Source organism: Ruegeria sp. B1 (assembly GCF_056535885.1).
In genome coordinates, this window is the sequence record NZ_JBQFJA010000002.1 from 391,054 (window position 1) to 416,625 (window position 25,572).

Genomic DNA, 25,572 nt, shown 5'->3' on the forward strand with positions numbered 1-25,572 from the left:
TCCTCCCAGTTTCAGGCCCCAGGCCCGATTAGTTCTAATTCGCCCCAGCCGTCTCGCGCTTGCCCGAGATCACACCTTGGGCGTGCAGATCGGCGATCGTCCGTGCATCTAACCCGGCCAAATCACGCAGCACCTCAAGGCTGTGCTCGCCCAAGTCCGGCGCGGCGCGATCATCCTGAGGCGGCGTGGCCGATAGGTTGAGCGGGGAAGCGACCCCGCGCAGCGCGGCACCATCGCTGGTGTTCGGAGTGGTCTGCATGCCTCGGGACTGAACCTGGGGGTTATCAAAGACTCGTTTCAGATCGTTGATCGGGCCAACCGGCACGCCGGCCTTTGTCAGCGCATCAATCCACCAATCGGTGGCATTCTGGAGCAGAATGTCGCGCAGGATCGGCACCAGGGTTTCGCGGTGTTCAACCCGTGCAGGATTGGTGGCAAAACGCCTGTCCTGCGCCAGATCAGAGCGCCCCGCCAACGCGCAGAAACGTTCGAACTGCCGGTCATTTCCCACCGCAAGGATCAAGTAGCCATCTGCGGTGGCAAACGCCTGATACGGAACGATGTTCGGATGCGCATTGCCCAGCCGTCGTGGTGATTGCCCGGTTGCCAGATAGTTCAGCGCCTGATTGGCCAGCGTTGCGACTTGCACATCCAGCAGCGCCAGGTCGATATGCTGCCCTTCGCCCGTTGCATCCCGATGGCGCAGCGCCGCCAGAATACCAATCGTCGCATAAAGGCCGGTCAAGATATCGGTCAGCGCGACCCCCACTTTCATAGGCTCGGCGCCGGAGGTGCCGTCGGGCTGACCGGTCAGGCTCATCAACCCCCCCATCGCCTGGATCAGAAAGTCATAGCCCGCACGCGGAGCAAAGGGACCGGTCTGGCCAAACCCGGTGATTGAGCAATAGATCAGATCGGGCTTGAGCGCAGACAGGCTGGCATAGTCCAGCCCGTACTTCTTGAGCCCCCCGACCTTGAAATTCTCGATCACCACATCGGATTGCGCGATCATGCTGCGAATGATCTCCTGACCTTTAGGGTGGCCGATATCCACCGCCACCGATTTCTTGCCTCGGTTGGCCGCGTGAAAATACGCGGCTCCGCGTGGCGTACCGGTTGAATCATATAGGTCCGGCGGTCCCCAGCTGCGGGTGTCATCACCGGTTTGCGGGCGCTCGATCTTGATTACATCAGCCCCAAGGTCCGCTAAAATCTGTGTGCACCACGGCCCCGCGAGGATGCGTGTCAGATCCAGAATGCGCAGTCCGTCGAGGGCGCGCGGCGTGTCAGAGCGTGTAATCAAATTGCGAAACTTTCAGAGCAGATGATACTATAAGATCAATATTGTATGAGAAAATCCCCATTGATAGCGGAATATTCTCATGATATATTGAGAATAAATCATCATGCGCCGTCATATTCCCACCACATCCATGCTGCTCAGTTTCGAAGCCGCCGCGCGCTTGGGCAGCTTTGCACGTGCGGCAACCGAATTGTCTCTGACCAGCAGCGCGGTCAGTCGCTCAATTCAAAGCCTTGAAGATTTTCTAGGTGTTACTTTGTTTGAACGTCACCGCCAGCGGGTCTATCTCAATGAGAACGGGCAAACGTATCTAAAGGCCGTGACAAAAATTCTTGAGCACCTGGAATCTGAGACGGCGCTGACCATCGCCCGCGCCCAACGCGACCCGGCGTTGAAGCTGGCGACTTTCCCCACATTCGGATCGCGCTGGCTGATGCCACGCCTGCCTGAGTTCGCACAAACGCATCCCGACGTTGTATTGGATCTAACGACAACCGGGGTGATGCCCTTTGATGTGCATTCCGGCGAAATCGACGTGGCGATACAATACGGTCAGGATTTTTGGCAAAACACCTACACCGTCAAACTGTGGGACGAGCGGTTGATTGCCATCGCACCGCCGAGTTTGGACATGCCAACGCCCCCTGATCCGAGCTGGATCGCGCGCCAGCGGCTACTCACGCTCAAGACCCGCCCTGATGACTGGGCCATATGGTTTGAACATCGCGAAATTGCCCCGCCTGAGGGCCACACAGGGCCGATTTTTGAAACCTTCAGCATGTTGATCGGCGCGGTTCGGGCCGGTCTGGGCGTGGCGTTGGTGCCGGAACTCTATGTGCGCGATGAACTGACGGCAGGCAGTCTGGTGCCGGCCTCCGGCCCGGCGGTGATCAGCGGCTTGGCGTTTTATGCGGTCTGCGATCAGATGCGACGGGAGGAACGCAATATCGCGCGCTTCATGTCCTGGCTGGGGCGGGTCGCGGAAGAACAGATGCAGGATCAGCCAAAAGGACTCTGAAGACCCTGAAAGCAAGATCAGAAATGGTCGGGGGCCTGTATGTAATCAGTGTGAGACATGTCATGTCGCAACGACGCTCTTGCAGGCGATCCGACACTGGACAGGCCTACTCGTCGCGCAGATGCCGGTGGTAGGCGAGGATGTCATCTTTCGACAGCGGGTCGGATCACGCACACCAACCAGATCGACGCGGTGCTGCACCCGAAGGCCGTGAAGTCCACGTATCGCCGCGCCGTGTTTGTCGGGGCGGAGGCCTACGAGGCGGCGGGCGGCAAGATCTCGCGTGATCTCTTAGAATTGCAAGGCATATGACGCCGAGCACGAAAGGACCGCGGTCCTGTTCAGCGCTTAGTATTCAATTTTGGCTCAGCGGGGGCCAGCAGTCTTTGCCACAGGGTCAACACCGCGAGTTCCCGAAGCGCATTCCTCATTAGGTGAGAACCCTGTCCCGATCGGGCATGCACTAAAAACGAAGCCGTATTGCGTTGCCTCATCGCAGGGCGCACGCGGTGATTCAAAAAGAGCGGTTGCGCCGTCGCCTGCGGCCAGGTTGCTGAATGATGCCTCTCGGCCTTGCCCCATCTGCACTTCCTTAAGACCTTCCCTAATCGTCGTCATTATTCTCATGACTTCAAAGCCAATTTCGGATGCAAAGTCTTGGTGTTGCAGACTGGTTGCAAAAAGGAAATCCTGACAAACCAATCGTTCGATACTACTGAGAACGGCTTGTTGCGGACGCGATCCGAAGGGGTCATCGTTATCAATTTGATCCAAGCTCAGGGAGACCTCCTCTGCAATCTCAATCGCAATTGCCGTCGCTTGTTTCTCTTCCACTGCCGAACTCAAAAAAACGATGAGTGCACCCATCGCAACGACATCGTAGAAATTTGCCACTGGTTCGGTTCGGCCACAACCAAAGACAATTTGAGCGCCGAATTGAGGTTCCAAAGCCTCCCAAGCATCCAAGACTAGAGCAATAGGTTTGCCGATGATGGCAACTGCATCTTGGATTTGAAAGGGAGTAGTTGTGGTGCAAAACAAGGCAGTAATTCTCTCTGATGCTGAAAGAGACTTGCTTGCAATTGATAAAAATAGAATTAATTCGGCACGATTAAATACGTCCAACGCCTCATCATTTCACCGTAATTTTTAACAATTATTTACAATGTCTTACAGCTTTTGGACATCGCTGACGAACAATTAACCATAATTCTTCACTCCTCGGCTTCGTTAGAGAATCGAGGGGTGTCGACAGTGCTTAGATATGTTTATGCGGATGAGCTTCACAAGTTTCCCAAACTAGCGAAGGGAATGTTTCTCGATCGCGCAGATCAATTCAAAACCCGTCTGGGTTGGGACGTTACGGTTGATGAAAACGGTGAAGAGCGGGATCAATACGATGGCCTGAACCCACTCTATGTTATCTGGGAAGAGCCCGATGGCAGCCATGGCGCTTCAATGAGGGTTTTGCCGACAACTGGACCGGTGATGGTCAATGACATCTTTGGTCATTTAACCGGCGGTCAACCCATCCGCAGCCCGTTGATGTGGGAAGTCACGCGGTTCTGTTTGTCCCGTACGGCAAGCCTGCGAACTGCGGGGGCGATTATGCTCAGCGGTGGCGAGTTGATGGAAAGATTCGGCCTGACACACATTGCCGGTGTTTTTGATGCGCGGATGATCCGAATCTACAGGTTGATTGGTTCATCACCCGTGGTTCTTGGTTCTGAAGGCCAAGGTCGCAATCAGATTTCGGTGGGCCTTTGGCCCTACTCCGCTCAGGACTGCAACCGCGTCGCAGAAAGGGCAGGCATACCCCGGGAGCTATCACGTATTTGGCTGAACACAGCTTTTTCAGGTTGGTCATCTGAAAAGGTGTTGCTCAGAATGACGGCCTAGGGTCAGGACCCATTGATTTCCGGTTGGCGTCGTGCTTCACGGTTCGAAAACTGCGCGGTGAGCATGTCTGATCTTTTCCGGCTATCTGAGGCGCAGATGGCGCGTCTTGAGCCTTTTTCCCGAAGTCCCGCGGCAAACCCCGCGTTGATGATAGGCGTGTGTTGAGCGGGATTATCTTCGTCAACCGCAACGGCGGCTTGCGGTGGCGCAATGCCCCTGCGGCGTATGGGCCTCATAAGACGTTGTACAAACGTTGGAAGCTGTGGAGCGATAAGGGCATCTTCGCCCGGATGATGGCCGGTCTGGCTTCCGAGCACGGCGACGAGAAGACCGTGATGATCGACGCGACATATCTGAAGGCACACCGCACTACCACCAGCATGGGCGTCAAAAAGGCGGGCGCGGACGCCTGATAGGTCGAACGACGGGCGGCATGAACACCAAGCTGCATGCCATCTGCGACAGCCTGGGACGTCCGGTGAACTTGTTCGTCACTGCTGGTCAGTTCAGCGATTACATCGGGGCACGGCTTTGCTGAGCAGCCTGCCGCGTGTCGGCTGGCTACTCGGGGACCGTGGAGATGATGCGGACTGGTTCAGAGAAGCGTTGAGAGACAAAGGGATACGCGCCTGCATCCCCGGCCGTACGCAACGCAAGACGACAGTCCGATACGAAAAGCGCCGCTACAAACGGCGCAACAGGATCGAGCTCATGTTCGGCAGGATCAAAGACTGGCGGAGTGTCGCAACCCGATACGACCGCTGCCCAAAGGTCTTCCTATCAGTCATCGCCCTCGCAGCCCTCGTCATTTACTGGCTATTAGGCCTGACCCAAGGTGTTCAGTTCCTGCGACTGTTTTGCGGAATTGCTCGATGAGTATGGACCTGTCGCGTTTTTGTGCCGCTCCAAGTGCTCGTTTAAACCACTTTCCGTTCGAAGGCGACGGGACTTTTCCAGCCCAGTGCTGAGTGTCGGCGGCGCGGATTGTAGAAGCCGTTGATGTATTCGAAGATGGCCGCTTCAGCCTGCCGTCGGGTTTGCCATGACCGCCGCCAGATCAGCTCAGCTTTGATCGTTTTGAAGAAGGTCTCGACGGCGGCGTTATCATAGCAATTGCCTTTGCCGCTCATCGACACTTTGAAGTCATGTTGGCGCAGGATCTTCTGATAATCGTGGGAACAGTATTGGCTGCCACGATCCGTGTGGTGGATGCAGTCCTTCGGTGGTGATCTGAAGGCGATAGCCATTCTCAGCGCCCTGATGGCCAGGTCTCGCTTCATCCGATTGCTAACAGCCCAGCCAATCACACGGCGGGAATGCAAGTCCAGAATGACGGCGAGATAAAGCCAGCCTTCACGGGTCCAGACATAGCTGATGTCACCAGCCCATGTCTTGTTCGGCTGATCCGCTGTGAAGTCCCGATCCAGTAGGTTGGGCGCGATATTGAACTTGTGATCGCTGTCTGTCGTGACCTTGTGCTTGCGTGTTCTCAACACGGATATGCCGTTCTGGCGCATCAGGCGACCAACGCGACGATGCCCCACAGCCAAACCAATTTCCTTCAACTCTTCAGTCATGCGCGGCCTGCCATAGCTGCCCAAACTGAGGCGTGACTGTTCTTTGATATGCGCCAGCGTGACCAGATCAGACCGCTGTCTGCGACTGGCAGGGCGGCTGCGGAAGGCACGCAGACCGCGTGCGCTGACACCGACGACATCGCATAACCGGTTGGCTGGAAAGCTGGCTCTGTGTTCTTCGATAAACCTAAATCTCATTGCTTTAGGCCCGCGAAGAACTGGGTGGCCTTTTTTAGGATTTCCCTCTCCTCCTTGAGGAGCCGGATCTCCCGTCGAAGTCGCTCATTCTCTTGAGCGAGGCTCAAATCCTCTTTGGAAACCACGTCTGTATCTCGGTGCGCTGTGATCCATTTGTTCAGCGTGGACATCCCGACACCTAGATCATCAGCCACCTGCTTGCGTGTTAGCCCACTGGTCAATGCGATACGCACCGCATCTTGCCGGAATTCGGCCGTCCGTTTCAGTCCCATAGTCAGTCTCCTTTGCTGCAGTAGATGCTATCAAAGGAGCGGCATCAAACCGTGACAGGTCCAGTAAGTATCGTCTCAGACTGCCACAATTGCCCAGAGACTCCAAATATAGCAGGCACCGCGCCTCATTTGACTTGAACCAAATCTCCCAAAACTTAACAAGTACAGTCATGGATTGGAAACAATGACGCTCTCAGAACACTTCAATCTTTAGGATATTCAACATCTTGTGCCTTTGTTCGAGGTGTCTCAATAGCAGGAGACATCGTATTGAGAACAGTTTACTCTTCGTTAAGAGGTTTGATGCAATTTGGGCATAATTAGACGGATCTTGTGAGTGGGGACTGACAATGGATGCAGACTTTCTACAACGCGCCAACGAGGTGGAATTGAGACTGGAGGCGGAAGGTATGCACTTAACCGCAGAGGCCGTGAGGCAAGCAATATCTTCTTATATTCAGGAATATTCAAAAAACCCAATCACTCAAAAATCGCCAAAAACAGACCACTTCTCTCATAATTAACGCCACATTAACCATGCACCCTTAAGTATGCTTTAAACACTTTACTCGAGGGGCTTCATGAGCAAAAATCACTGGTTTGTTGATGCTTTTTCTGAGCTAATAGATGACGCAAGGCAACAAAACAATACGAGCGCCGTGGCTGGCTTCAATAGCGTTTTGAAGGTTTTTTGCGCTGAGATGGGCTTGACCGAAGAGCAGGAAACACAAGTAAAAAAACAAGTTTTCAAAGTTCCAAAACGAGCGCCGGATTCCGGTTGTACCGTTAAACCCTTCAGTTAAAATCCCGCCAACAAGACGTATTTGTACGGCTTCCTCTTGATCAACCAAATTTATGTTGATCTTCTGGCCTCACCTTACTGTTGGTCTGGCTTGGTCCCGGTTATGCAATCGGGAGCATCAGGCTAGGAGCCGTGTTGTCTGCCAGCGCCAATGGCCAAAAACTCTTAAATTTTTTGATTGACTTTAATCATCAGCGGATAATGGGTTCTCTCGCTGAGACAACCCATTGCTTAGTTACGGCTCGTCAGAATAGATTAAATCGTTTATTTGCGTAGTCATTTCGAAAATTAAAACTTTATCAATTTACACCTCTTAAGAATCTTTCTGACCGAATCCCAACGGTTAAGCAAAAGAGGTGTTATTACTAATGGTCAGAATTCTCTTTGCCTTGTCTTTTTTGGCAGCTTCGCCCGCTCTTGCAGGGCCGATTAAATCAAGCTTCTTTACAAATGACTTCTTTGGAGACGGTCATGATAGATGGCGCTCCGGAAGTTACACATTGTTCCTGGGTTTGGAAGGTGAGAAGATGGGAGGACTGGCTCATGACTTTCGGATTCGAGCAGAGATAATTTCTCCCTGGGGGGCCAAAACGCAACCTGACAACGATGACCGACCATATGCTGGGATGTTGGGCTTTGGTGTTTTTGCCAACGAAGAGTATCGAGGGCTTGATATCAACTTCGGTGGAGAAATTCTCTTTGTTGGCGATCAAACTGGAATTGCTAACTTGCAACAAGGTTTTCATGAGGCGACCGGAATAGCCGGCTATCTTCCAAAGGACATGCCAAACCGACGGGTTGAGGACAGCGTCACTGGCATGCTCTCTGGCGAGGTTGCGCGCAACGTTTTTTTTGCTGAAGAAGTGAACTTTCGACCCTTTATTGGCGCTCAAGCGGGATACGAAACCTTCGGTCGAGTGGGGTTTGACTTAATCTCTGGCGGATATGCACAAGCAGAACGCTTTGTTCGCGACCCTGTGTCAGGCTTCTTGCAGCCCTCTTCACCCCGACGTGCCGGCCGAATGGACGATATGTCCTTCCTGGTGGGTGCGGACTATACATATGTCGGCCACAGTGACTTTTTTCCTGATTGGTCAGATGTTGAGATGAAGAAGCAACGCGTTCGAGTCAGAGCAGGATTTCAAACGAGAATATCATCTGCATCTGTCTTTTTTGGATTCACCTATTTGGGCAAGGAGTTCAATTCGCAAGTGGAAAGCCAAACGATTGGAGTGTTTTCGCTGGAGTTTCCGTTCTGATGGTTGGCAGGCTTCTGGTGTCTAAAATACGCCGTGCAACTAGCAAAGCCTGAAGTATTTGCAGCCGCTGACCTGTCGCGCGACATATGAAGCCAGGCTGCCCTAGTTTTTCGCACTGGCGGATGACTCTGATGGACCAGTGACCAGTCGATTAGGAATTTGTTAGCACATTTCGAGCCATCCTGAAAAAAGCAGGAGGCTGAAATGAATGAACAAAGCACTCTATCGACCTTTGAGACGGGCGGTGTGAATCATGGCAGTACCAACGGTATTTTGGCATTTTCACTTGGCATCTTCTTAGCTTGTTGCACAGCAGCATACCCAACAACAATTGAAGCCAAGCCGATTAGCAACTTCAAACAACTTTATAGCAAGAAGTGTAGAGGTCCCATAGACTGGCATGCAGTTGGTTTCCATGCTGGAACCGTGGGAATCGAGGAAGGATATTTTTCTGATTTCCAACGATTTTGCGCCCGCTTTGGTAAAGTGCCGGACAAAGCCACTTACTTTGAAGCCTACAAGTTGGGCATCAGCCAATACTGCAGCCCAGGGAACATCTATCAATTGGCAAGGCAGGGTGCGGTGGCAGTCAGCGCTTGCGAAGATAAGCCAGCAATAAGGCAAGCAATAAGAGACGGTTTTTCAAACCTGATAAAAAAATAGGTTTTGTAGGAGACCGACTACAGCACAAAGCACCCAAATCTTTTACTCTTAAGTATCTGTCATTATTGAACTAAGGCATGAGGCGCCGCCCCAAAAAATGTGGAGGCAATACATATTCCTCAAGTCGAATGTTCGTGCAATTGTCAACACGTTGTTAGCGGAGCGCACATTGAAGATCCCCATTTTCAAATGTCTGATTGCCCTTGTCATTTTGAGTACCGCCGCTGTTGCCCAGACCGACACAATGGCGACCAGCGAAGCTCACCATACAGTATCAACTGAGTACCTTTGGAAGCTATTGGACAAGAGCATTGAACCACAGGTGTTTAACGCTGCCTGTTGCAAAATATGTCGGAAGGGCAAGGCCTGTGGTGATAGCTGCATCAACAAAAGCTACACCTGCCGAAAGGGATCGGGGTGCGCTTGCGATGGTTAACCAATTTAGACAGCCAGTGTTGGTTCGCTCGGCAGCAACCGAACGCTGAACCACTCGGACAGTGCGACGTTGGGAATTCGCGTTGCGTTGTTCCAAAAGCTACTGCATGCCCGTGGCCGTTAGTCGCAGTCAAAATGACTTGTGAGCCTGAATTCGGTCAAAGTCTTTTCGGATCGCTTGGGAATTCATGCACTTCACACAATCAGAAAAGAAGAATGGAGTGACGAAGAACAGAATAGGTTTCGCTTGCATCGTGTTTTTGGCGGCCTGCGCCCAGCAGCCCGCTTCAATTGCACCCGTCTCCTTTGGAGACACCTATACAGACATTTCTTGCAAGCGTGCAGCAGAGCTCTACGAAAAAGAAACTGCTAAAGTTCCGTCTTTGGTTGCGGCTCAAAAAAATGCAGTTTCGGGCGATGCCTTGGGTGTGTTCTTAATTGGGGTACCTGTCTCAAGTCTCTCGGGCAAAGACCTTGAGGGTGGGATTGCCGCAACAAAGGGAAAACTAATAGCATTAGCGGGTCGCCTGGAAGCCTGCGGATCGTCCCCTGCGGAAGTGGCATGGGGATAGAAGTTGCGGTTCGTTACCAAGTCCGCAGAACTCTCTGCTCCAGAGCATAAGGACCGGGTCCTACTTGGGCTTTGTTGTCATGGTGCTGAAGAGCTGTTTGCGCGGCCAGGATTGGGTGTACGAAGTCTCCGGCTATGAGCCTAAGTGTGTTGAACCGTCAAATCACGGGATCATTGGTCTGTGTTCAAAGAACGCCAAGTCGCACCAACACTTGGATTTACTCAATGCTGACTAGGGTAGCTAAAGTGCACGCTCCTAAAAGGAGTTAATATGTTGGAGGAATTTAGGGGCTGGCCGAGGGGGTCGAGGCCAGCCCCTAAGAGAGGGATTTCGGAGTGGTAGTAGTGATCCGATGATCAAACACTACTGTGATCTACATGTTCTAGAAATCGGGGGATTCCCGTACGCCGCGCAGAATTTACAAATCCGTCATATTTCGAACATCTAGTCTTAGTAATCAGCTATCGCGGCGCGTTGTGAGGGGGTTCACGATTTCAACGAGGGGGTACGAGTTCGGCGCGTCGCACAGTCCTATAATCGCATAGGCGCCGTGTTCTGTGCCGCTTTGGTAGTGATGGCGGGGTATTGTGGCTGCAAGCCCATGGCCAGCGACCCTGTGATCAATGCGCCCATCAGCGCCAATTCGCCGGCGACCCCGGTCATGGTCTTAGCCACCAGTTTCTCAGTTGTTTGCGACTGCCAACCTCACTTCTGACCGGTGCTTCAGAGCGTCAGCAATATGTCCCGCGATCATCCGGGAGCCGGCAATTGAGGGATGAATCCTGTCGATCGTGTGGTATCGTAGACTTCCATGCGGGATGGCGTCCTTGACTGGCACATATGTTAAGCCGTCGAGTTTTTGAGCCAGTTGAGCGACCCGCGCCTCGAGCGCATCACCAATGACCGCACAGGCCTCAATCGGGGATTGACGACCCGGTGTCCGGAGATATCCGACATAAAACGCATGGGATCCACTTTCGTTGATACGACCCACCAGCTTTGGGATGTATCCGGACGTCAGATCGGGATGAATGATACTGTCCAAATGGGAGGCGCATTGTACGCAACCACACCCGAATAGCAGATCATTTCCACCGCCGTTGAACACAACAGCTTGTGCCCCGGTATCGGAATAAGCTCCGGCTATCATTTGCATAGTTAATCCGGGTAAAACCTCTGATTTGACGTCCAGGCCATGGCGCTTTCGTAGTAGGCCGGGCACAGAATTGCCCTTCATTCCATTCCAAGACAACATGGAGTCACCCAGGACATGGACCTCTGGAGAATTTTGTCGCTTTACTACTTCTGTGGTTTCTCGCGTGTCGGTTGGTTGCGTGTATGAGCACGCCCCAAACGCAAAGACCGTTGACAGCACTAAGAGCCACCTTGACCGCGGACGGGGAATTGCCCTCGAGCAGAAACCGTGACTCATAAAAACACTCATAAGACCTATCTCCTGTTTCCGTCTCTCGCGGACATTGGTGGAAGGTCCAAGAATATAACGGGATATATAAAAGATTAGTTAATTGACTTTTTGTGACTAAATTGGATGGTTTGGCTAGGGGCATGATCGTATCATAAGAGCTGTCTGTCATCAGTGCTCGACGTGGGCTACGACTTCACAGTTGTAAATTACGGTTCTTCCGAGCGAGCGACAACTTCACGATTTTGAAGCCCAGCCTTTTAAGGTTGGGTCAGTAGGTGTGGTTGGTTGCGGAATCACTCGAGACAGGCATCAAGTAAGCGATCCAAATCTGGAATGGCGAGCTGGGTTGCCCGGCCGTTTGGTGTTCCACCAAGCAAGAAAACTCGGGCTCGAACATCCGAGCATTTCAAAGTCAGCTGGGAGCGGCGATAAGTCCTTCAGGCACATAAAACGTCGGGCAATGAGGAAGCTGGAGCGACCCGGCGAGGGCACCCAATGTGTGATTTCGGTGGAATAGCAAGTCTAACGAGAGCCAAATTTCGAGAGCCATTGCTCAAGGCGGCCTGGATCGCCTTGGATCCCGAGAGCCTTCTGATCCTTGCCGCCACCGATTGAGGTCTGTACAGCATAGGGCGGATTGAACCGGATCCCAATGGCAGCGCCAGGTGCAAACCCAAAACGATTTCGGAATGCACGACTGAACTGACTTACGCAGGGAAATGCCCAACGTTCAGCGGCCCGTGTCACTTCTCCGCGCTTCGGAGCTGCCTCAGCGAGATCGCTGAGCGCACGCTCCAGTCGTCTGTTCATGATGTAGCGGGCGATACCGCCATACGGGGAAAAATCCCTAAAGATAGTCGCGCGAGACGCACCGAACGCTTGCTGTAGAACAGGTGCACCGAGATCAGGGTCACGCAACCGTCGCTCCAAGAAATCCCGCATAGATCGAGCTCTGGCCTGTTGCACCATGTCTTCGCTGTGTGACATCGCACCACCTTCCAGCAGGCCGCGTACCAATCCGGCAAAACCCGAAGCGATAGTGCTGGCGTCTTCGATGGTCGCTTGGGGAAGCTGAGAGTACGTCGTCTCCATAGCAGAGCTCAAGATGCGCCCGGCAGCGCTCTCCAAACAGAAGTTAGTCTGAGCGTTTGTCTGACCCGGTAGGAAATCGATGGCCGAGTGGGGCATGTAAACGCCAAGCTCCTCTGCGTTTCGCCGCCAAAAACGGACCGTCGTCAAAAAGGTCCGCAAATTCCGAGATGCGGACGAAGCCACCGTTGCCCTTCCTAGTGCTTACTGGCGCAGCATTCGCTCGCGGGTGCGGCATGGATTTCCTTGTGAAGTCGCATGCGTGGCCAAAGCGGCCATTGAAATTCAGTCCGAGGAGTCAAGTTTGATCCTCCCCTTCGCTGTAGGGGAGATCGACCAACGAGGAGCGAGAATTGCTGCCGTTGCTGTTCACTAGATCAGTTACCGCTTTTGATGCAGTCTGCCGCATGAATTCCGTAGAAGAGAAAGCGAGTTTGGTTTCCCCGGTCGAGAGCTCGCCATAATGACCACTTTCCTGCAGAAAAGAACGCTGAAAACCGAAGGCCCGCTCGAAAAACTCCAGCGATGTCGAAACGTCCTTAACGTATGAGATTGTGTATCGAAAGATCATTGCGAGCGCCCTTTCGTTGTTCTGTAGGTTGCATGTTAGAATGCGCGTCTGGCTACCGTCTTGAAGAAAGCCGACACTCATGCAAGTGGCATCAACTCGTACTTGCTCGACTTGGGATTGCATTGAGAAATCTCTCGGGGAGAAAGCCGCGGGAGCTGGGCGATGTCTATGGGCAAAGATCATTGTCGGGTGAGGCCGGGAATGACGCGGATGCGCGTTCGGCAGAAGGGATTTAGTCTTGGCCGATGCTGCACACATAGAGAATTTCGGCTCTATCGGTTGGGGGGCACAGACGCGGATGATTGCAGATATGCAGCAAAAGCAGGTTCGGGCCTCAGACGGTTTGGTTCTGTTCTACAGAACCATTGGGCAGGGGCCTGCGGTTATGCTGCTGCATGGCTTTTGCCAGTGGTCGCAGATGTGGGTATCCAACGGGGTCGCTCATCATCTTTGCAAGCGTTTTTACAGTAATACTGCCCGATCGCAGGGGGCATGGGAACAGCGGTCGTCCGAAAGGGCCTGAAAGCTTTGGGCTGCGAATGGTGAACGACGTCTATCGCATTCTGGATCATGTAGGCCATGAGACGGCTCATCTCGTTGGTTTCTCGCAAGGCTCAGAAGTGGCCTGGCGAGCTGCCCTTGAATGCCCGGATCGCATAAGGTCCCTTTTCCTGATCTCGTCTGGCTGGCCCGGACCTGGGCTTGCAAAGGCGCTGGAGGGCTATGCAGCCAAATTGGATTGGCTGCCGCACGCCATTGCGGACAAAGAAAACTGGCTCACATCAAATCCTGATCTGGAAACGTTCAAGGCGATTGTGGCCACGATGCCCGAGATCATCGACGTCCCCGAGGCTGCTATCGCGAACCTGGCTGTGCCGGTTTTTGGCGTTGCGGGTTCGGATGATCCGGAAAAAGAAACGATCGAACGACTGGACGGGCTGTTGCCGGATTACACGCTGGAGATACTGCCAGACACCGATCACCCGGGCAGTTCAGAGCACCCAAAACTGCCGCACATGATCGACGGTTTTCTGCAAGCTAAGGAGAGGCGTCGGTCTCGCATTTCCTAGCACGGTCAACCAGGCGCTTAGGCAGAGCAACCGCGAGGCTCTTTTACGATCGTCAGCATTGCGCAAGCTGTTTTTCGATCTGATCAACGGCGGTTGCTGTTCCGTTTTCGCTTTCCAGATCGGCGGCGAGATTTTGGGCGCGGCGTTTGATCGCCGGGTCGCGCAGCGCAATCGCAATGGATTCGGCGAGGCTCTCCGGCGTAAGCCGTTTGCGCGGGACCGGCGGAGCTGCGACACCCAGAGCGCGGCTTCGTGCGGCCCAGCCGGGCTGGTCTCCGAAAAACGGGCAGATCACAGTCGGGACGCCAGCCCGAAAGCCTGCCGCTGCGGTCCCTGCACCGCCATGGTGGACGACAGCGGCCATTCTGGGAAAGAGCCAGCTAAATGGCACCTCCCCGATGGCTATTGCCTCGTCGGTTTCCGCTGCAATCCCGGCCCATCCAGATCCGATCACACCCCGAACACCTGCCAACCGCAGCGCTTCCACCACGAGACGGCCGAGGGCTTCGGGATCCCGTGTTGTCATGCTGCCGAACCCGACATAGACGGGCAGGTCTCCGGCGGCGAGAAACTCTGCAAGCGGTTTGGGGGCTGTGTAATTCGGGTTGACCGGCAGCTCCCAGTATCCGGTCATCCGCGCGTTGTCAGGCCAGTCATCCGGTCGCGAGATAACGTGCGGGCTTACGGCATGCAGTCTGGGTATGTCGCCCGCACCGAGCGGCATCAGAACATCGCGGGCGCGGCGGATTGGTGGAAGATCAAGCACATCCGCCCTGAACGCGTTGACTGATTTGCTGTAGGCGGCGAAGGACATTTCAACAATGCGATAGCTCAGGCGGTTGTAGCCGGGGAGAGGCAGTTCCGGCATGCCCATCGCCGGAAAGGCGGAGGTCGACACGATCATGGGTTGCAATATGCCAAGCACCGCCGGAATGCCCTGGGCCTCTGCGATATGTGGCGCTGCGATGACCTTGGGATGATAAAGGATCAGATCCGGTTTCATTTCCTGTGCCACGGCCCAGGCATCGACGCAGAGCTGCGCATTGATTGGTGCCGACTTTCGGGCAAGACGAATGCCAGCGGCCATGCGGCTCATAAGTCCGGTGTCCCCTGCCAGCGCTGTCTTGCCGTCTTTGGAATGGATCAGGTCGAGCAAAGCATTTGTGAGCGGCGCGCCGTCAAGACCGAACGAGGTGATCCAGGGCATGAATTGTTCGGCCGTTGCGAGCGTTGGCATGTGCCCGCGATCCCTGAGCCGGAGCGCGAGCGCTACGAAAGGCTCAACGTCTCCGCGGGTGCCGTATGTCATGATCAGGATGTTGGCGTGATCCATTCTGCCTGGCTACCATGAATATTTGTCGGCCTCTATCACACAAGAAACGGGCATCGGTCAGACTACATACGCTGATACATGACCTTAGATGGACAGTGTTCGCTCGACGCCTATGCTATTCAAAAATGCCCTGTCGTGGCTGACAAGGAGGATCGCACCATCATAGTCCTTCAATGCCGATTCAAGTATTTTGATTGCCTCGATGTCGAGATGGTTGCTTGGTTCATCCAGCAGCAAAAGCTTTCGCGGTTTGCTGTGTCCGAGCGTGCAGGCCAGGCAGGCGCGCAGGCGCTGGCCACCGCTGAGAGAACCGATCTTCTGTTCTGAATCCTCTCCTCGAAACAGAAATCGCGCCAGGACCGCCCTTCGGTCATTCTCGCTGGCATCCGGGTCGAGCCGTGCAAAGGCTTCGTGCACGGTTTCTTCCGGTTTCAGCAGGCTCAGGTCCTGATCCAGCAGCGCCATTGGAACATGAACCGAGACAGATCCGCTTTGTGGCTGAAGGTCGCCGTGGATGCACGCAAGCAACGTCGACTTGCCCGACCCATTTCTGCCTTCGATAGCAATACGTTCCGGCCCGCGGATCGCAAAGGATACATCCTGAAGCAGGGTTGTTTCGTCTGAATAGCTGAAGCATAGGTCATCGACGCGCAGCACATCACGACCCGCAACAAGTCCGGAGGGAGGAATGTCTATCCTGAGGGGTTGCAAAATTTCGACGGCCTTCTTTGCCGTTTCCAGAGCATCGTCGGCAGCTTGGGCCTGGCGATGTCTAAGCCGTGCTGCTGCACTGCCTGAAGACTGGCTTCGTTCTTTCGCAGCATTTAAAATGAGCTTGGATTGGCTGCCGGACGCTCGAAGTTGCTTGCCTTGCCGGTCGGTGCGAGCCTTGCGTTCCGCTGCAAGCTGCGCACGGGCTTGCGTGAGTGTGACGGCCTGTTCTGCTCGCGCGAGTTCGGCTTCCGCGGATACCAACTCAGCGTCTCTCATCTCCCGATAGGTGTCGTAATTGCCACCGTAGCTGCGCGCACCGAGGCTCGACAATTCGACGATTGCGTCCATCGCCCCCAGCAACTCCCGATCATGGCTGGCGACAATCACGCATCCGTTCCACCGCCTAAGAGCGCCGATCACACTGCGGCGTCCGGTTCGGTCGAGATGGTTGGTTGGTTCGTCAAGCAAGAGCACATCCGGCTTGGCGAACATAAGCGCGGCAAGACCAGCACGCGTGCGCTGCCCGCCGGAGAGTGCGCGGATCGGCAGATCGAGAGGCTGGTCGAGCCCCATGTCTGACAAGGCTGCTTCTAACCGGGCTTCCAAAGTCCAATCAGTGTTGGCTAGGTCATCTGCCGTCGCCTCACCCCGTTCGGCACGATCCAGAAGGGCGAGTTGATCCCGGACGCCGAAAAGATCAGCCAACGTGCCGTCGGGATACTGCTCCGGATTCTGCCGCAAGAACCCGACCGACGGCGGTGTAACGATCTTGCCAGTCGTAGGAGCGATTTCGCCAGCGATCAGACGCAAGAGGGTTGTCTTGCCCGCGCCGTTTCGACCAACCAGTCCCGTTCGGATCGGTCCAAAAGTCAGAGTCAAATCATCAAAAAGGGAGGTGTTGTTAGGCGTATGCCAACTCAGGTTGGCGATTACGATGGCAGACATGGATAGTGCTCACGTTGGGAAACCTCTGGGTTTAAGTGGTGAGCGTGATGTCCATCGTCTTTTTCCAGTTCTTTGTGTGCCCGTCGGATATAGGAACAGCCTCACGGAATCTCAATACACCGGACGGCTGTTCTAAAGCTGTTCCATGATGCGCAGGCCAAAAGCAAAAGTTCATCTGCCTGAAAATGAAGTCAGGTTTGTCCCGCAACATGCCCGTTGATGTATCGGGTCTCGCTGCGCTCCGCATGAATGGCAGCCGTTCATGCCGAACCGTAGCACTCGGAAGAGTGCGAATGCGGCATTAATCGTGCTGCGAGCGCGCTCAGCGTGAAATTCGAACTCACAGAGGGGGCTCACTGCCGACCCTCGCTGCGACAAGCCTGAATTGGTAGAATGGGCCCCAACCTGCCGTTGATCCTATTTCCACCATTCGCACATGCAGCGGACCGCAAACCGCATAAAGCGGTCGTTCACAGTCCAGGGCCGGATGGGTGGTGAGCGTGCATATTTACCGAAGCCAGGACAACACCTTAACCAACTCAATTTTGGTTTTCTGACAAAATCTTTGCATCTAAGGTGGCACCCCAAGAAAGCTATACTTATAGCTTTCGTAAATATGCCCAAGATACAAATCCCTTTAGACCACGCGCACGTTGCAAGGACACGCGGCACCAGCGGGTGCCGCCGGTCTGTTCGCAACTGTGAACTCTTAAAGCGGTTCCATTTGGCAGGCCCACTATCACGTTGAACCCTATTCCCGGTCCTGCACGCAATTTCAGCATGTCTCCGTCTTCAACGCCAAAAACCTCGTATTGCCCCAGAGAAGCTGCCGTTGCGGATTGAGCTAAGACAATGGTGCCTAGAAAAAATGCCATTAAGGGCAAGAAGACTGCACTTCGCATAACGTTAACCTGCCTGTTTTTTCAACTGGGATCTTAGCGCCTATGATGATCAAGCGTAACTCCCTGACCACAGAATGCGCACGTTTAAACCGACCATTGAACAAAGATTCTTAAGTATGCCGAAGTTCTAGTTTGGGCTCGGTTCCCGCCATTCTCTGCGACAAGCTCGTAATGGTAAGAAGAGCCCTTTCCGGACTTCCGTCAGTACCACTGAATTTGCTAGCGCAGCACGTCGTGATCCCCAGAAAGTGGACAATCAATGAGCACTTGCAGCCGCACTTAGAAAAGGGTATGCCCAACCGGAGAGTGCACTGACTTTCAGCCCGGAAGAACGGCTTTAAATTGCCAAATCATCAATCGATTTTCCAGCTTCGAGAGCAGCGTTGACCCATGCGGGCTTACGTCCTCGCCCAGTCCAAGTTTGCGATGGATCATCAGGGTTGGCGTATTTCGCGGCGGCCTTGGTTCTTGGTTTGCGACCCTTACCCTTATGAAGCGCAATGACGTCTTCAAAGGCCACGCCGAGTTTGTCAGCAACAGCGCGCATTTCCTTCAATGCCAGATGCAAAGACTCTTTTTCCACCTCAACGATCCGCTTCTCAATTTTTGATGCCAGCTTTTTCAGATCTGCAGCGTTTAGTTTGTTGATATAAATCGACATGGCTTTCCCTCTTTCTCGCCCTGTTGCTAAAGCAGAGAGTGAGCCTTACAGCAAGTTTTGAATGCGGCACCTACAGTTCTGCTTGGATTTGTATGTTGTATATGACGTCGGACATCGGAGTCCGGTCGATCGGACTCTGATGTCTTGCACTGGGTGAGTTGTTCAAGACTATCATCGACGGCGGTCACGTCTTTCAGGAGCGTTCGGAGCTCGCTCGTGTCTACGGTCGCCTCGAAGCGGGTCGGACATGAGGCAATCCGGTCCTGCAGGGCAGAGGGGCTGGCCTCATCCGGGTCCAATCTCTGCAGCTTGAGCTTTACCATTCGCCGCGCTGCACTGATCTTCTGCTTGAGTGCGAGCGCATCGAACCGATCCTGGTCCAATTGCTCCCGCAGTTTCGGCAAATCAGGGATAGCTTCGAAGAGGGGGGTGAAGAAGATCCCGGCCTCAGCGTCGTGACCGTCGGGAGCACAGTGGCGGCCGCGCCTTCCGTTTGCCGCCTCCTCCTTCCGAGCCAGGCTCAGTTGCACGAGCTGGTCTTCGGTCCGGCGCACCGACCGGGTGGTCTGGTTGCTGATCCGGGCATTATTGATCCGCAATGTGAAGCAGACGGGCTCACGATCAGGCCGTGTCCAATCGCTCGGGCGGGTTTCGTCGATCATGATGAGCAGGATACTTGACTGCCCTGGGCTCAGCCCGAGGCTTGGTGCAACACGGCGCAGCAGGCGTTCCACGTCGCCGCGATGCACACCCTCTGGCAGCATTGCATGATTTGGGTCCGGATTTGTGCCCGGAGATTGTCTGTAGGCGTACACTGTCTCTTCCTCGCTGTGTGGGCGAGGCCGCGGCGGCCAACGGCAGGCAAAAAAAATATCGTTCGCATAAATGCGTTTTTTATTGCCTTCCGACGCAGAACACGGTTCGTAAATCCTGATGTGAGAATTTCGCGGGGTGTTTCCCGTGTTCTGCCCCGCGTGGCTGCCATGCCTCGCGGGTTCTCTTTTTAAGGCCCAGTAGGGCCCTGAGGTTTCCTCCTGCTAAGTTGCCTTTTGTCGGTGTTCCGCGCTCCTGTGTCGCAATCAGCAGGTTCCCGCTTAGATCGTGGGGGGCTCAACTCCGAAACCGCGGTAGCAAGGCTTCAGACCGGAGCTTTTTGACGCGGAATGAGATTGATTCGGGGTTGTTTCCTCTCGATTTGCGCGACTGATGCGTGCCCAATGGTGTAAACAGAAGCTATGAAAATCTCGATCAAAACTTAACCAATGTACTGAAAGAAGTTTCAGGTTTTCTGGCGCAATCACGAGAGGATGCCATAAAGAAGGCCGAAGCCTTCGCTGAACGTGTGAGGCTGGACTTTGTGAGTGACGAATTGTCGGCCCTACAAGCGGAATCGGATAAGTCTTACCCTGGTCTAGTCGCTGGCATTCGCAACAAGATCGCTTTTGCGAAGTTTGAAGACGTTTGCGGATACGTCCAGCAACCGGTGGGAAGCCGCAAGCATGAGATGATTCTGGATCGCGAAACGGACATCTTTATCGAAATCCCGACGCGGGTCCTGAAGGATTTTGCACCCATGGTTCGGTTACTTGTAGTGGCTTGAGATCATAATCCGTTGGGCGCGAGATTATCGGCATTTCTGGCTCAGATTATTTGAGACTGTAAATCGATTTGGGATCACATTATTTGCGACTGGACTCAGAATAATTGAGACGGGCTCACATTGCTGAGACTGGGATCGGTGGGGTGAGACCATCCGACGCCGTCACAGCGACAACGCTCACCCCGTCGGCTCGTATTACTCTGCAAGAAATTTTTTCACTTCTTGATTATCAATAAACCAGTTGGAAATTCCTAGAATATTGGTGTCTAGATATCCAAAAAATCTTTCTGGGCGGCTTAAATCTAGGAAGTAGAAGGCCAGTTCCTCGCCCTTAGTTCCGTCATCAAATTCGACGAACTTCCGGGTGAGAAAATTCTCTGGTTTTGTGCACACTGGCATAAATCGTTGAGTTAGAAAAATTCCGGTATCAGAGTGCCTTTCTTCCTCAACTTCTTCAGAAGGAATCATCGTATAAAGCCAAAGCCAACCAGTGCCGTCAGCTTCCAGTTGTACATCGGTAAAGAGAGCAGTAACTTTGTCCAGCCCCAATTCTATGGGCCAGTTTTGAGCAAGGTTTCTGGAACGGGCGGTCGCATGTTTAGAGCCTGATGGGGTCTGACACGATTGTACTGTCTAAGCCAGGTATTGATGACGATCTGAGCCTGTTTGGTGGTGTGGAACCATTCTGCGTTGAGGACTTCCCGGCGCAGAGTGCCATTGAAGCGCTCGTTGTATCCATTCTCCCAAGGTGATCCCGGGTAGATTTGGATCGGCTTAATGCCCACCTTTCTTAACCAGGTCTGCAGGTGTTTGATCACGAGCTGTTCGTTGAGTGGAACGACAAGCGCTTTGGCCCCTACCGCCCGACAGGTGGGCCTATCCCGCTGCATCGCTATCGCAAGCCCAAGAAAACACAAACACAGGCACGGGCCGACAGGATCGGAGATCTTGCGCAGAAGATCTCGGTGCCCAGATCGGCGCTTGCCGGGTTGGATTCAAGCCTGGCCAAAGCCGCAGACGTACTGCCGTTCGCCAGCCAGGCCTTTGTCGATCCGGATCCCTATGGAGAGTTCACCTATAGCAGCCGATTGGATGCGCTGCGCGGGGTCTCGGATTTGCTGCACAAGCCGCTGGCCCGCCTGACAGACGAGGATCTGTCGTTCGTGAATGATCTTGTCGACCGCACGCTCGACAAGACGGAAATCAAACAAGGAATAACTGCCCGGTTCTCGCCTAAGCGACCGGCCGCTGAAGAGGAGAGCGAGTAATGCTGAATGCCGAGATCATGGCGCGATATGGGCTGATCAAGGACTGGCGAGCTGCCGGATTCTATGAGACCGAGAACCATCGTCAGATCACCCACACCGTCCGGGCGGGCATTGGAACCGGACGCCTGATCGCTGTGACAGGCCCAGTTGGCATCGGCAAGACTGTGTTCCTGCACCGGTTGCAAGATGAAATTGCGCGCGAAAAGAAGGTCACTGTCGCCGAAAGCCTGTCGGTGGACAAAGCCCGCACGACCGTTCCGACGCTAATCTCAGCCCTGTTCTACGATCTCTCACGAGAGAAAGAACCAAAGATTCCAACCCAAGGTGAAAAGAGGGAACGAGAACTTCAGAAGCTGGTAGCCCGCTCCGGAAAGCCCGTGGCGCTGTTTGTCGATGAGGCCCATGATCTGTATGGAAAGACATTGATCGGGCTGAAACGCCTGATGGAAGTGATCGCGCGCGGCGGAGGCAATCTGTCCGTTATTCTGGTCGGCCATCCGAAGCTGCGAAACGACCTTCGCCGCCCAACGATGGAAGAGATCGGGCATCGCACTGATATCCTGCCCTTCGAAGGATTGGGGAAGAGTCCCGAACCTATCTCGACTGGCTTTTGGACCAGTGTACCGAGGACGACGCTCCACTTGACGAGATTATCGAACCGGCGGCGCTGGACCTACTGGCAGAGCGCCTGACCACACCCTTACAGTTTGCCGAATATTTAAACCGGGCATTGGAGGCCGGGTTCCGCATCGGCCAGAAACCAATCACGCCGGATATTGTGTCGGCCACCCTGGCCCCCGACTTTGATGACTTGGAGCCACGTCTCACCCGGCAGGGCTATTCTGTGAAGGTATTGGCGGATCAGTTCCAGTCCAAACCTGCCGAGATCAAACGCTTCCTGAGCGGGCAGCTTGAACCCGCGCGGACCCGCGAATTGGCAGAGCGAATGCGGATGGCGGGGTTGTCGCTATGAGGTCATGTGGATGGTCTCACCCCACCGATCCCAGTCTCAGAAATGTGAGCCCGTCTCAATTATTCTGAGCCCGTTCTCAAATAAAGTGGTCCCAAATCGAATTATAGTCTCAAATAATCTGAGCCAGAAACAGCGATGATCTCGCGCCCAACGGATTATGATCTCAAGCCGCTACAAGTAGCCATCCAAGGCAGTATGGGCACTTGTTGCTTCTTGTGATGTCGCTTCCGGTGTGTTCATGGAATGGGCTTACTCAGTGCAATAGTTTTTCAAGCTGGTCAGTCTGCTGTTTGTGCTTTTCTGGGTCATTTTCGATCAGGCGATTCAGGTTGAGCAATTTCCAACGCACCGCTGGAAGTTCAGACGCTGCTGAGAGCCCTAATAATTCAAAGTCCGGTTTTCCTTCCTGAAGACCGACCAGAAATTCTGCGATCGGCCCACCTAACTTTTTTTGAATGTCATTGATCAGATGACTTCGCGCAGCAAGCAACTCGTCAAGCTCAACAGATCGCCTTGTCATGCCCACAAACTCATCTTTGTAAGCTTCTGTCAGATCAATGTTGTTTGGATCAAGAAGTTCGTGCGGGGGGCGAGGAGAACTCGCAAGGTAGACCATGAATGTGCGAAGAAGCGCGTCTGTCAGCCCCTCGTTTTCATAAAGTTCGGTTATGTCAAACAAATCACGCGGGTGTTGCCGGTCCAAAGCCGCATGGATCTTGCCGCCATAGAGGTCTTCGAACGACACAACTTCCGTTTCTGCAAAACCAAACTCCTCGGCAACGCGGTCACACACGGGCATGGTCTGAGTGTTACCCACGATACCGCGGGTGACCGGCGAGGTTTCAATTTTCACACGAGCGTTGCCGTCATCGGCAGAAATGCGGGTCGCGCCTCCACCACCTCCTGCAATTCGCTTGGCGGTCAAGCCGGGCACTTTGTTTATGTCTTCCATGATGGAAGTTAGTGTTTCATCGATTTGTACTAGTGATGCTTGGCGCTCTTGGACCGGCAAATAGGTCAGATCAATGTCCACCGAGAGACGTGGCAGATCACGATAAAATAGGTTGATAGCCGTCCCGCCTTTCAAGGCAAACACGTCTTTTTTTTCGGAGATGATGGGCAAAAGACGCACAAGCAGAGCGACCTGTGCCGCATAAGGTTCACGGTCCATCGGTGTCCATTTCACTATCTGTGAGAACAAATTCTTTTGGGACGTAGATGCGATATTGCGGGTGCAATTTACCCCCCTCTACAAGCGCTCTCGGACCAGCACCGAGATCGAAATCATCTGTGTGGATGTGTTTGCGCCAAGCATGACTGTGCCTGTCTGCGAAGACAAAAAGAGGCGCTTAACCTTCACACTTCGACAGTCTTTCAGGAGCTGAGTAAGTAATTTGGGCCGGAGTGTCGCCAATCCCTCAAAGACCATGTCTACTGAATGAAATGTTGTTCTACGAGGTAGCTCGTTGAGCCACTCCAATATTGCCCGCTCAGGTTTTGACTGGATCAGGGTACGTGGTCGTGGTTCCTCTGTAGTGCCAGGTTTATCGTAGTCACTGAGACCGGATAGCCCGAGCTCCTCACTTTGAAAGAGAGAATTTGTGTGCAGCTGATAGAGATCAGATGTCGGTAAGCGCTTCAGCCATTTTGGTGTCGATCCATAGAGATGCACGGAGCGGACACCTTCAAAACTGACGTAGTGTTCAAAACCGGCCAAATCTAAAGCGGTTTTTCCCCCCACGTGGCAGGACCAGCCCATTAGGTGCTGGATCGACAGCACCGTTCGTATCCAGTCCTCGGCACCATACGCGCTGAAGACGTCGTTGCTAGGGCGGCGGTAAACCCCGCGTATGACCTTCTCCAGCCAGCCCTGACGTTCGTAGTTGAAGATAGATTTGCGATCGATTTTGCGCGCGACCAACCATGCAGCGTCGACAAGATATCCCGCAGGCAGATCTTGCAGCAGGGGTTTTAGTTTTTCTCATTTTGTTGGCTTTTTGCCATTTTTTTGAGCGTTCCTTGAAATCTAGTCAATCCAGATTTTCAGACAATGGCCCAAACCATGGCTAATTGCCAATATATTTTACTTTATTCGAAATATTTCCTATGAGAATGCAACCAAGCGTCTTAGTCTCGTAAAAGTGCATGGATGGAAGTAAATGTGACCTCGAACCCCAAACCTCCAAGTGCCATGGATGGCACCGCGGCATAGGACGGTCCGCTCAAAGAGCACGACTTTTGAAAACAGCTTTCCACAAACTAATAAGACGAAAAAGAAATCTAAGGTAAATGAGCGGAAACAACTTAAGACTCAACTTTGCGCCGGTGAAAATCACCGGAGAAACGATAATCCAAGTCGGCTATCGCTCCTTTGAAAAGGATATACTTAGTGATCTCCGTAGGGAGTTCGCGAAAACACATGTTTTCCGAACAGACAGGCAAGACGACACCATTATCGATATTCCTGTCGTGCCGGGTGCTGAACCGCTGAGCGACAAAGTGATAGAGCTCGATCTCAGAGAAACACATTGGCATTGGCCCTCTCTGATGAATGCCGCCATAGTGAGGGCCTTTTCAGGAAAGCGCGAAATTGCGCGCGACTATGTCCAGCCCCAATTCTATGGGCCAGTTTTGAGCAAGGTTTCTGGAACGGGCGGTCGCATGTTTAGAGCCTGATGGGGTCTGACACGATTGTACTGTCTAAGCCAGGTATTGATGACGATCTGAGCCTGTTTGGTGGTGTGGAACCATTCTGCGTTGAGGACTTCCCGGCGCAGAGTGCCATTGAAGCGCTCGTTGTATCCATTCTCCCAAGGTGATCCCGGGTAGATTTGGATCGGCTTAATGCCCACCTTTCTTAACCAGGTCTGCAGGGCCGTTGCGATGAACTCCGCGCCGTTGTCGGAACGGATGTGTTCGGGCTTCCCGTGCCGCAATAAGAGTGGGTAGAGCGCATCCAGCACGTCTGCGCTGTTCATCTTCGGCTGTCTTGGCCCCCTAAAACTGTGCCACAGTTGGCTTA

Annotated in this window: 29 protein-coding genes and 2 pseudogenes; 14 read left to right on the forward strand and 17 right to left on the reverse strand. The window is 53.6% G+C overall.

From position 1 onward, the window contains the following. Positions 1 to 34 precede the first annotated feature (34 nt). Positions 35 to 1,303, reverse strand: coding sequence for a CaiB/BaiF CoA transferase family protein (locus ACR3ES_RS24665; protein WP_480425726.1), 1,269 nt, complete (start codon positions 1,301 to 1,303; stop codon positions 35 to 37). Positions 1,304 to 1,406: 103 nt separating this feature from the next. Here ACR3ES_RS24665 and ACR3ES_RS24670 point away from each other — a divergent pair, with 103 nt between their 5' ends. Both ACR3ES_RS24670 and ACR3ES_RS24675 read left to right on the forward strand, forming a co-directional pair. Beyond that, on the forward strand, positions 1,407 to 2,321 hold the full coding sequence (locus ACR3ES_RS24670) for a LysR substrate-binding domain-containing protein (RefSeq protein ID WP_480425588.1): 915 nt from the start codon (positions 1,407 to 1,409) through the stop codon (positions 2,319 to 2,321). 57 nt (positions 2,322 to 2,378) lie between these two features. Further along, positions 2,379 to 2,633, forward strand: a complete 255-nt coding sequence (locus ACR3ES_RS24675) for a hypothetical protein (protein WP_170437062.1) — start codon at positions 2,379 to 2,381, stop codon at positions 2,631 to 2,633. 54 nt (positions 2,634 to 2,687) lie between these two features. Here ACR3ES_RS24675 and ACR3ES_RS24680 read toward each other — a convergent pair whose 3' ends face one another. Then, entirely contained in the window at positions 2,688 to 3,446 is a 759-nt protein-coding gene (locus tag ACR3ES_RS24680; protein ID WP_480425587.1) for a hypothetical protein, read from the reverse strand. A gap of 129 nt (positions 3,447 to 3,575) precedes the next feature. Here ACR3ES_RS24680 and ACR3ES_RS24685 point away from each other — a divergent pair, with 129 nt between their 5' ends. Continuing rightward, positions 3,576 to 4,220 (forward strand): acyl-homoserine-lactone synthase, encoded by a 645-nt coding sequence (locus tag ACR3ES_RS24685; protein ID WP_480425586.1) that lies wholly within the window; start codon positions 3,576 to 3,578, stop codon positions 4,218 to 4,220. A gap of 63 nt (positions 4,221 to 4,283) precedes the next feature. Further along, positions 4,284 to 5,096, forward strand: a pseudogene (locus ACR3ES_RS24690) (IS5 family transposase). Between the two features lie 41 nt (positions 5,097 to 5,137). Here ACR3ES_RS24690 and ACR3ES_RS24695 read toward each other — a convergent pair. Further along, a protein-coding gene (locus ACR3ES_RS24695) for an IS3 family transposase (protein WP_480424262.1) occupies positions 5,138 to 6,267 on the reverse strand; the annotation gives its coding sequence in 2 pieces (ribosomal slippage) (positions 5,138 to 6,024 and positions 6,024 to 6,267; 1,131 coding nt in all). Between the two features lie 581 nt (positions 6,268 to 6,848). Between ACR3ES_RS24695 and ACR3ES_RS24700 the strand changes: the two genes are divergently transcribed. The 4 genes from ACR3ES_RS24700 (at position 6,849) to ACR3ES_RS24715 (ending at position 9,998) form a co-directional block, all read left to right on the forward strand. Next, positions 6,849 to 7,070, forward strand: coding sequence for a hypothetical protein (locus ACR3ES_RS24700; protein ID WP_480425721.1), 222 nt, complete (start codon positions 6,849 to 6,851; stop codon positions 7,068 to 7,070). 367 nt (positions 7,071 to 7,437) lie between these two features. After that, positions 7,438 to 8,328, forward strand: a complete 891-nt coding sequence (locus ACR3ES_RS24705) for a lipid A-modifier LpxR family protein (RefSeq protein ID WP_170437106.1) — start codon at positions 7,438 to 7,440, stop codon at positions 8,326 to 8,328. A gap of 204 nt (positions 8,329 to 8,532) precedes the next feature. Continuing rightward, the gene (locus ACR3ES_RS24710) at positions 8,533 to 8,991 is read left to right on the forward strand and encodes a DUF2799 domain-containing protein (protein ID WP_170437108.1); all 459 of its coding nucleotides are present in this window, start codon (positions 8,533 to 8,535) and stop codon (positions 8,989 to 8,991) included. 623 nt (positions 8,992 to 9,614) lie between these two features. Next, complete coding sequence (locus ACR3ES_RS24715; RefSeq protein ID WP_170437110.1) at positions 9,615 to 9,998, forward strand: hypothetical protein; 384 nt, start codon at positions 9,615 to 9,617, stop codon at positions 9,996 to 9,998. A 531-nt stretch (positions 9,999 to 10,529) separates the two neighbouring features. Here the strand turns inward: ACR3ES_RS24715 and ACR3ES_RS24720 are convergent. From ACR3ES_RS24720 to ACR3ES_RS24735, 4 genes are all read right to left on the reverse strand, one after another. Further along, entirely contained in the window at positions 10,530 to 10,661 is a 132-nt protein-coding gene (locus ACR3ES_RS24720) for a hypothetical protein (protein ID WP_480634797.1), read from the reverse strand. Between the two features lie 19 nt (positions 10,662 to 10,680). Then, the gene (locus tag ACR3ES_RS24725) at positions 10,681 to 11,442 is read right to left on the reverse strand and encodes an SGNH/GDSL hydrolase family protein (protein WP_480426288.1); all 762 of its coding nucleotides are present in this window, start codon (positions 11,440 to 11,442) and stop codon (positions 10,681 to 10,683) included. A gap of 504 nt (positions 11,443 to 11,946) precedes the next feature. After that, a complete protein-coding gene (locus ACR3ES_RS24730) occupies positions 11,947 to 12,516 on the reverse strand; it encodes a helix-turn-helix domain-containing protein (protein WP_480425719.1) in 570 nt (189 codons plus the stop codon). A 295-nt stretch (positions 12,517 to 12,811) separates the two neighbouring features. Beyond that, complete coding sequence (locus tag ACR3ES_RS24735) at positions 12,812 to 13,165, reverse strand: VOC family protein (protein ID WP_480425718.1); 354 nt, start codon at positions 13,163 to 13,165, stop codon at positions 12,812 to 12,814. A gap of 314 nt (positions 13,166 to 13,479) precedes the next feature. Between ACR3ES_RS24735 and ACR3ES_RS24740 the strand changes: the two genes are divergently transcribed. After that, entirely contained in the window at positions 13,480 to 14,154 is a 675-nt protein-coding gene (locus ACR3ES_RS24740; RefSeq protein ID WP_170437550.1) for an alpha/beta fold hydrolase, read from the forward strand. 52 nt (positions 14,155 to 14,206) lie between these two features. Here ACR3ES_RS24740 and ACR3ES_RS24745 read toward each other — a convergent pair whose 3' ends face one another. The 5 genes from ACR3ES_RS24745 to ACR3ES_RS24765 form a co-directional block, all read right to left on the reverse strand. Next, positions 14,207 to 15,487 carry a glycosyltransferase gene (locus tag ACR3ES_RS24745; protein WP_170437548.1) on the reverse strand — a complete coding sequence of 427 codons (1,281 nt, stop codon included), beginning with the start codon at positions 15,485 to 15,487 and terminating at the stop codon, positions 14,207 to 14,209. An 84-nt stretch (positions 15,488 to 15,571) separates the two neighbouring features. Further along, positions 15,572 to 17,146 carry an ABC-F family ATP-binding cassette domain-containing protein gene (locus ACR3ES_RS24750; protein ID WP_170437546.1) on the reverse strand — a complete coding sequence of 525 codons (1,575 nt, stop codon included), beginning with the start codon at positions 17,144 to 17,146 and terminating at the stop codon, positions 15,572 to 15,574. 599 nt (positions 17,147 to 17,745) lie between these two features. Then, positions 17,746 to 18,048, reverse strand: coding sequence for an SH3 domain-containing protein (locus tag ACR3ES_RS24755; protein WP_170437544.1), 303 nt, complete (start codon positions 18,046 to 18,048; stop codon positions 17,746 to 17,748). Between the two features lie 337 nt (positions 18,049 to 18,385). Continuing rightward, complete coding sequence (locus ACR3ES_RS24760; RefSeq protein ID WP_170437542.1) at positions 18,386 to 18,709, reverse strand: H-NS histone family protein; 324 nt, start codon at positions 18,707 to 18,709, stop codon at positions 18,386 to 18,388. Between the two features lie 26 nt (positions 18,710 to 18,735). Beyond that, the gene (locus ACR3ES_RS24765; RefSeq protein WP_170437540.1) at positions 18,736 to 19,473 is read right to left on the reverse strand and encodes a helix-turn-helix domain-containing protein; all 738 of its coding nucleotides are present in this window, start codon (positions 19,471 to 19,473) and stop codon (positions 18,736 to 18,738) included. 446 nt (positions 19,474 to 19,919) lie between these two features. Here ACR3ES_RS24765 and ACR3ES_RS24770 point away from each other — a divergent pair, with 446 nt between their 5' ends. Then, positions 19,920 to 20,309 (forward strand): hypothetical protein, encoded by a 390-nt coding sequence (locus ACR3ES_RS24770; RefSeq protein ID WP_480425716.1) that lies wholly within the window; start codon positions 19,920 to 19,922, stop codon positions 20,307 to 20,309. Positions 20,310 to 20,504: 195 nt separating this feature from the next. On the opposite strand, the gene ACR3ES_RS24775 is transcribed toward ACR3ES_RS24770, so the two are convergent. Both ACR3ES_RS24775 and ACR3ES_RS24780 read right to left on the reverse strand, forming a co-directional pair. Further along, positions 20,505 to 20,858, reverse strand: a complete 354-nt coding sequence (locus ACR3ES_RS24775) for a hypothetical protein (RefSeq protein WP_480424834.1) — start codon at positions 20,856 to 20,858, stop codon at positions 20,505 to 20,507. A gap of 2 nt (positions 20,859 to 20,860) precedes the next feature. Further along, the gene (locus ACR3ES_RS24780; RefSeq protein WP_480424835.1) at positions 20,861 to 21,127 is read right to left on the reverse strand and encodes an integrase core domain-containing protein; all 267 of its coding nucleotides are present in this window, start codon (positions 21,125 to 21,127) and stop codon (positions 20,861 to 20,863) included. Between ACR3ES_RS24780 and ACR3ES_RS24785 the strand changes: the two genes are divergently transcribed. The 3 genes from ACR3ES_RS24785 to ACR3ES_RS24795 are packed head-to-tail and all read left to right on the forward strand — an operon-like array spanning position 21,116 to position 22,550. Next, complete coding sequence (locus tag ACR3ES_RS24785) at positions 21,116 to 21,577, forward strand: hypothetical protein (RefSeq protein WP_480424837.1); 462 nt, start codon at positions 21,116 to 21,118, stop codon at positions 21,575 to 21,577. The two genes, ACR3ES_RS24780 and ACR3ES_RS24785, sit on opposite strands and share 12 nt — an antisense overlap. Further along, a complete protein-coding gene (locus ACR3ES_RS24790) occupies positions 21,577 to 22,269 on the forward strand; it encodes an AAA family ATPase (RefSeq protein ID WP_480424838.1) in 693 nt (230 codons plus the stop codon). Before ACR3ES_RS24785 ends, ACR3ES_RS24790 begins: the two co-directional genes overlap by 1 nt. Positions 22,270 to 22,307: 38 nt before the next feature. After that, positions 22,308 to 22,550, forward strand: coding sequence for a hypothetical protein (locus tag ACR3ES_RS24795; RefSeq protein ID WP_480493220.1), 243 nt, complete (start codon positions 22,308 to 22,310; stop codon positions 22,548 to 22,550). A gap of 253 nt (positions 22,551 to 22,803) precedes the next feature. Here the strand turns inward: ACR3ES_RS24795 and ACR3ES_RS24800 are convergent, their stop codons facing one another. Next, positions 22,804 to 23,721, reverse strand: a complete 918-nt coding sequence (locus tag ACR3ES_RS24800; protein ID WP_170437254.1) for a nucleotidyl transferase AbiEii/AbiGii toxin family protein — start codon at positions 23,719 to 23,721, stop codon at positions 22,804 to 22,806. Further along, a pseudogene (locus ACR3ES_RS24805) lies at positions 23,711 to 24,471 on the reverse strand (type IV toxin-antitoxin system AbiEi family antitoxin domain-containing protein). Before ACR3ES_RS24805 ends, ACR3ES_RS24800 begins: the two are co-directional and overlap by 11 nt. 368 nt (positions 24,472 to 24,839) lie before the next feature. Here ACR3ES_RS24805 and ACR3ES_RS24810 point away from each other — a divergent pair. Beyond that, complete coding sequence (locus ACR3ES_RS24810) at positions 24,840 to 25,226, forward strand: hypothetical protein (protein WP_480458801.1); 387 nt, start codon at positions 24,840 to 24,842, stop codon at positions 25,224 to 25,226. On the opposite strand, the gene ACR3ES_RS24815 is transcribed toward ACR3ES_RS24810, so the two are convergent. Then, the gene (locus ACR3ES_RS24815) at positions 25,169 to 25,528 is read right to left on the reverse strand and encodes an integrase core domain-containing protein (RefSeq protein ID WP_480425714.1); all 360 of its coding nucleotides are present in this window, start codon (positions 25,526 to 25,528) and stop codon (positions 25,169 to 25,171) included. The two genes, ACR3ES_RS24810 and ACR3ES_RS24815, sit on opposite strands and share 58 nt — an antisense overlap. Positions 25,529 to 25,572 lie beyond the last annotated feature (44 nt).

Excerpts from the sequence above, each read along its gene's own strand:
- ACR3ES_RS24755 (WP_170437544.1), bottom strand. The coding sequence starts at position 18,048 with ATGCGAAGTGCAGTCTTCTTGCCCTTAATGGCATTTTTTCTAGGCACC.
- ACR3ES_RS24670 (WP_480425588.1), top strand. The coding sequence starts at position 1,407 with ATGCGCCGTCATATTCCCACCACATCCATGCTGCTCAGTTTCGAAGCC.
- ACR3ES_RS24810 (WP_480458801.1), top strand. The coding sequence starts at position 24,840 with ATGAGCGGAAACAACTTAAGACTCAACTTTGCGCCGGTGAAAATCACC.
- ACR3ES_RS24710 (WP_170437108.1), top strand. The coding sequence starts at position 8,533 with ATGAATGAACAAAGCACTCTATCGACCTTTGAGACGGGCGGTGTGAAT.
- ACR3ES_RS24735 (WP_480425718.1), bottom strand. The coding sequence starts at position 13,165 with ATGAGTGTCGGCTTTCTTCAAGACGGTAGCCAGACGCGCATTCTAACA.
- ACR3ES_RS24765 (WP_170437540.1), bottom strand. The coding sequence starts at position 19,473 with ATGCTGCCAGAGGGTGTGCATCGCGGCGACGTGGAACGCCTGCTGCGC.
- ACR3ES_RS24705 (WP_170437106.1), top strand. The coding sequence starts at position 7,438 with ATGGTCAGAATTCTCTTTGCCTTGTCTTTTTTGGCAGCTTCGCCCGCT.
- ACR3ES_RS24720 (WP_480634797.1), bottom strand. The coding sequence starts at position 10,661 with ATGACCGGGGTCGCCGGCGAATTGGCGCTGATGGGCGCATTGATCACA.
- ACR3ES_RS24700 (WP_480425721.1), top strand. The coding sequence starts at position 6,849 with ATGAGCAAAAATCACTGGTTTGTTGATGCTTTTTCTGAGCTAATAGAT.
- ACR3ES_RS24715 (WP_170437110.1), top strand. The coding sequence starts at position 9,615 with ATGCACTTCACACAATCAGAAAAGAAGAATGGAGTGACGAAGAACAGA.
- ACR3ES_RS24790 (WP_480424838.1), top strand. The coding sequence starts at position 21,577 with ATGCTGAATGCCGAGATCATGGCGCGATATGGGCTGATCAAGGACTGG.
- ACR3ES_RS24675 (WP_170437062.1), top strand. The coding sequence starts at position 2,379 with ATGTCATGTCGCAACGACGCTCTTGCAGGCGATCCGACACTGGACAGG.
- ACR3ES_RS24740 (WP_170437550.1), top strand. The coding sequence starts at position 13,480 with ATGGCTTTTGCCAGTGGTCGCAGATGTGGGTATCCAACGGGGTCGCTC.
- ACR3ES_RS24815 (WP_480425714.1), bottom strand. The coding sequence starts at position 25,528 with ATGAACAGCGCAGACGTGCTGGATGCGCTCTACCCACTCTTATTGCGG.
- ACR3ES_RS24760 (WP_170437542.1), bottom strand. The coding sequence starts at position 18,709 with ATGTCGATTTATATCAACAAACTAAACGCTGCAGATCTGAAAAAGCTG.
- ACR3ES_RS24730 (WP_480425719.1), bottom strand. The coding sequence starts at position 12,516 with ATGGAGACGACGTACTCTCAGCTTCCCCAAGCGACCATCGAAGACGCC.
- ACR3ES_RS24745 (WP_170437548.1), bottom strand. The coding sequence starts at position 15,487 with ATGGATCACGCCAACATCCTGATCATGACATACGGCACCCGCGGAGAC.
- ACR3ES_RS24750 (WP_170437546.1), bottom strand. The coding sequence starts at position 17,146 with ATGTCTGCCATCGTAATCGCCAACCTGAGTTGGCATACGCCTAACAAC.
- ACR3ES_RS24800 (WP_170437254.1), bottom strand. The coding sequence starts at position 23,721 with ATGGACCGTGAACCTTATGCGGCACAGGTCGCTCTGCTTGTGCGTCTT.
- ACR3ES_RS24725 (WP_480426288.1), bottom strand. The coding sequence starts at position 11,442 with ATGAGTGTTTTTATGAGTCACGGTTTCTGCTCGAGGGCAATTCCCCGT.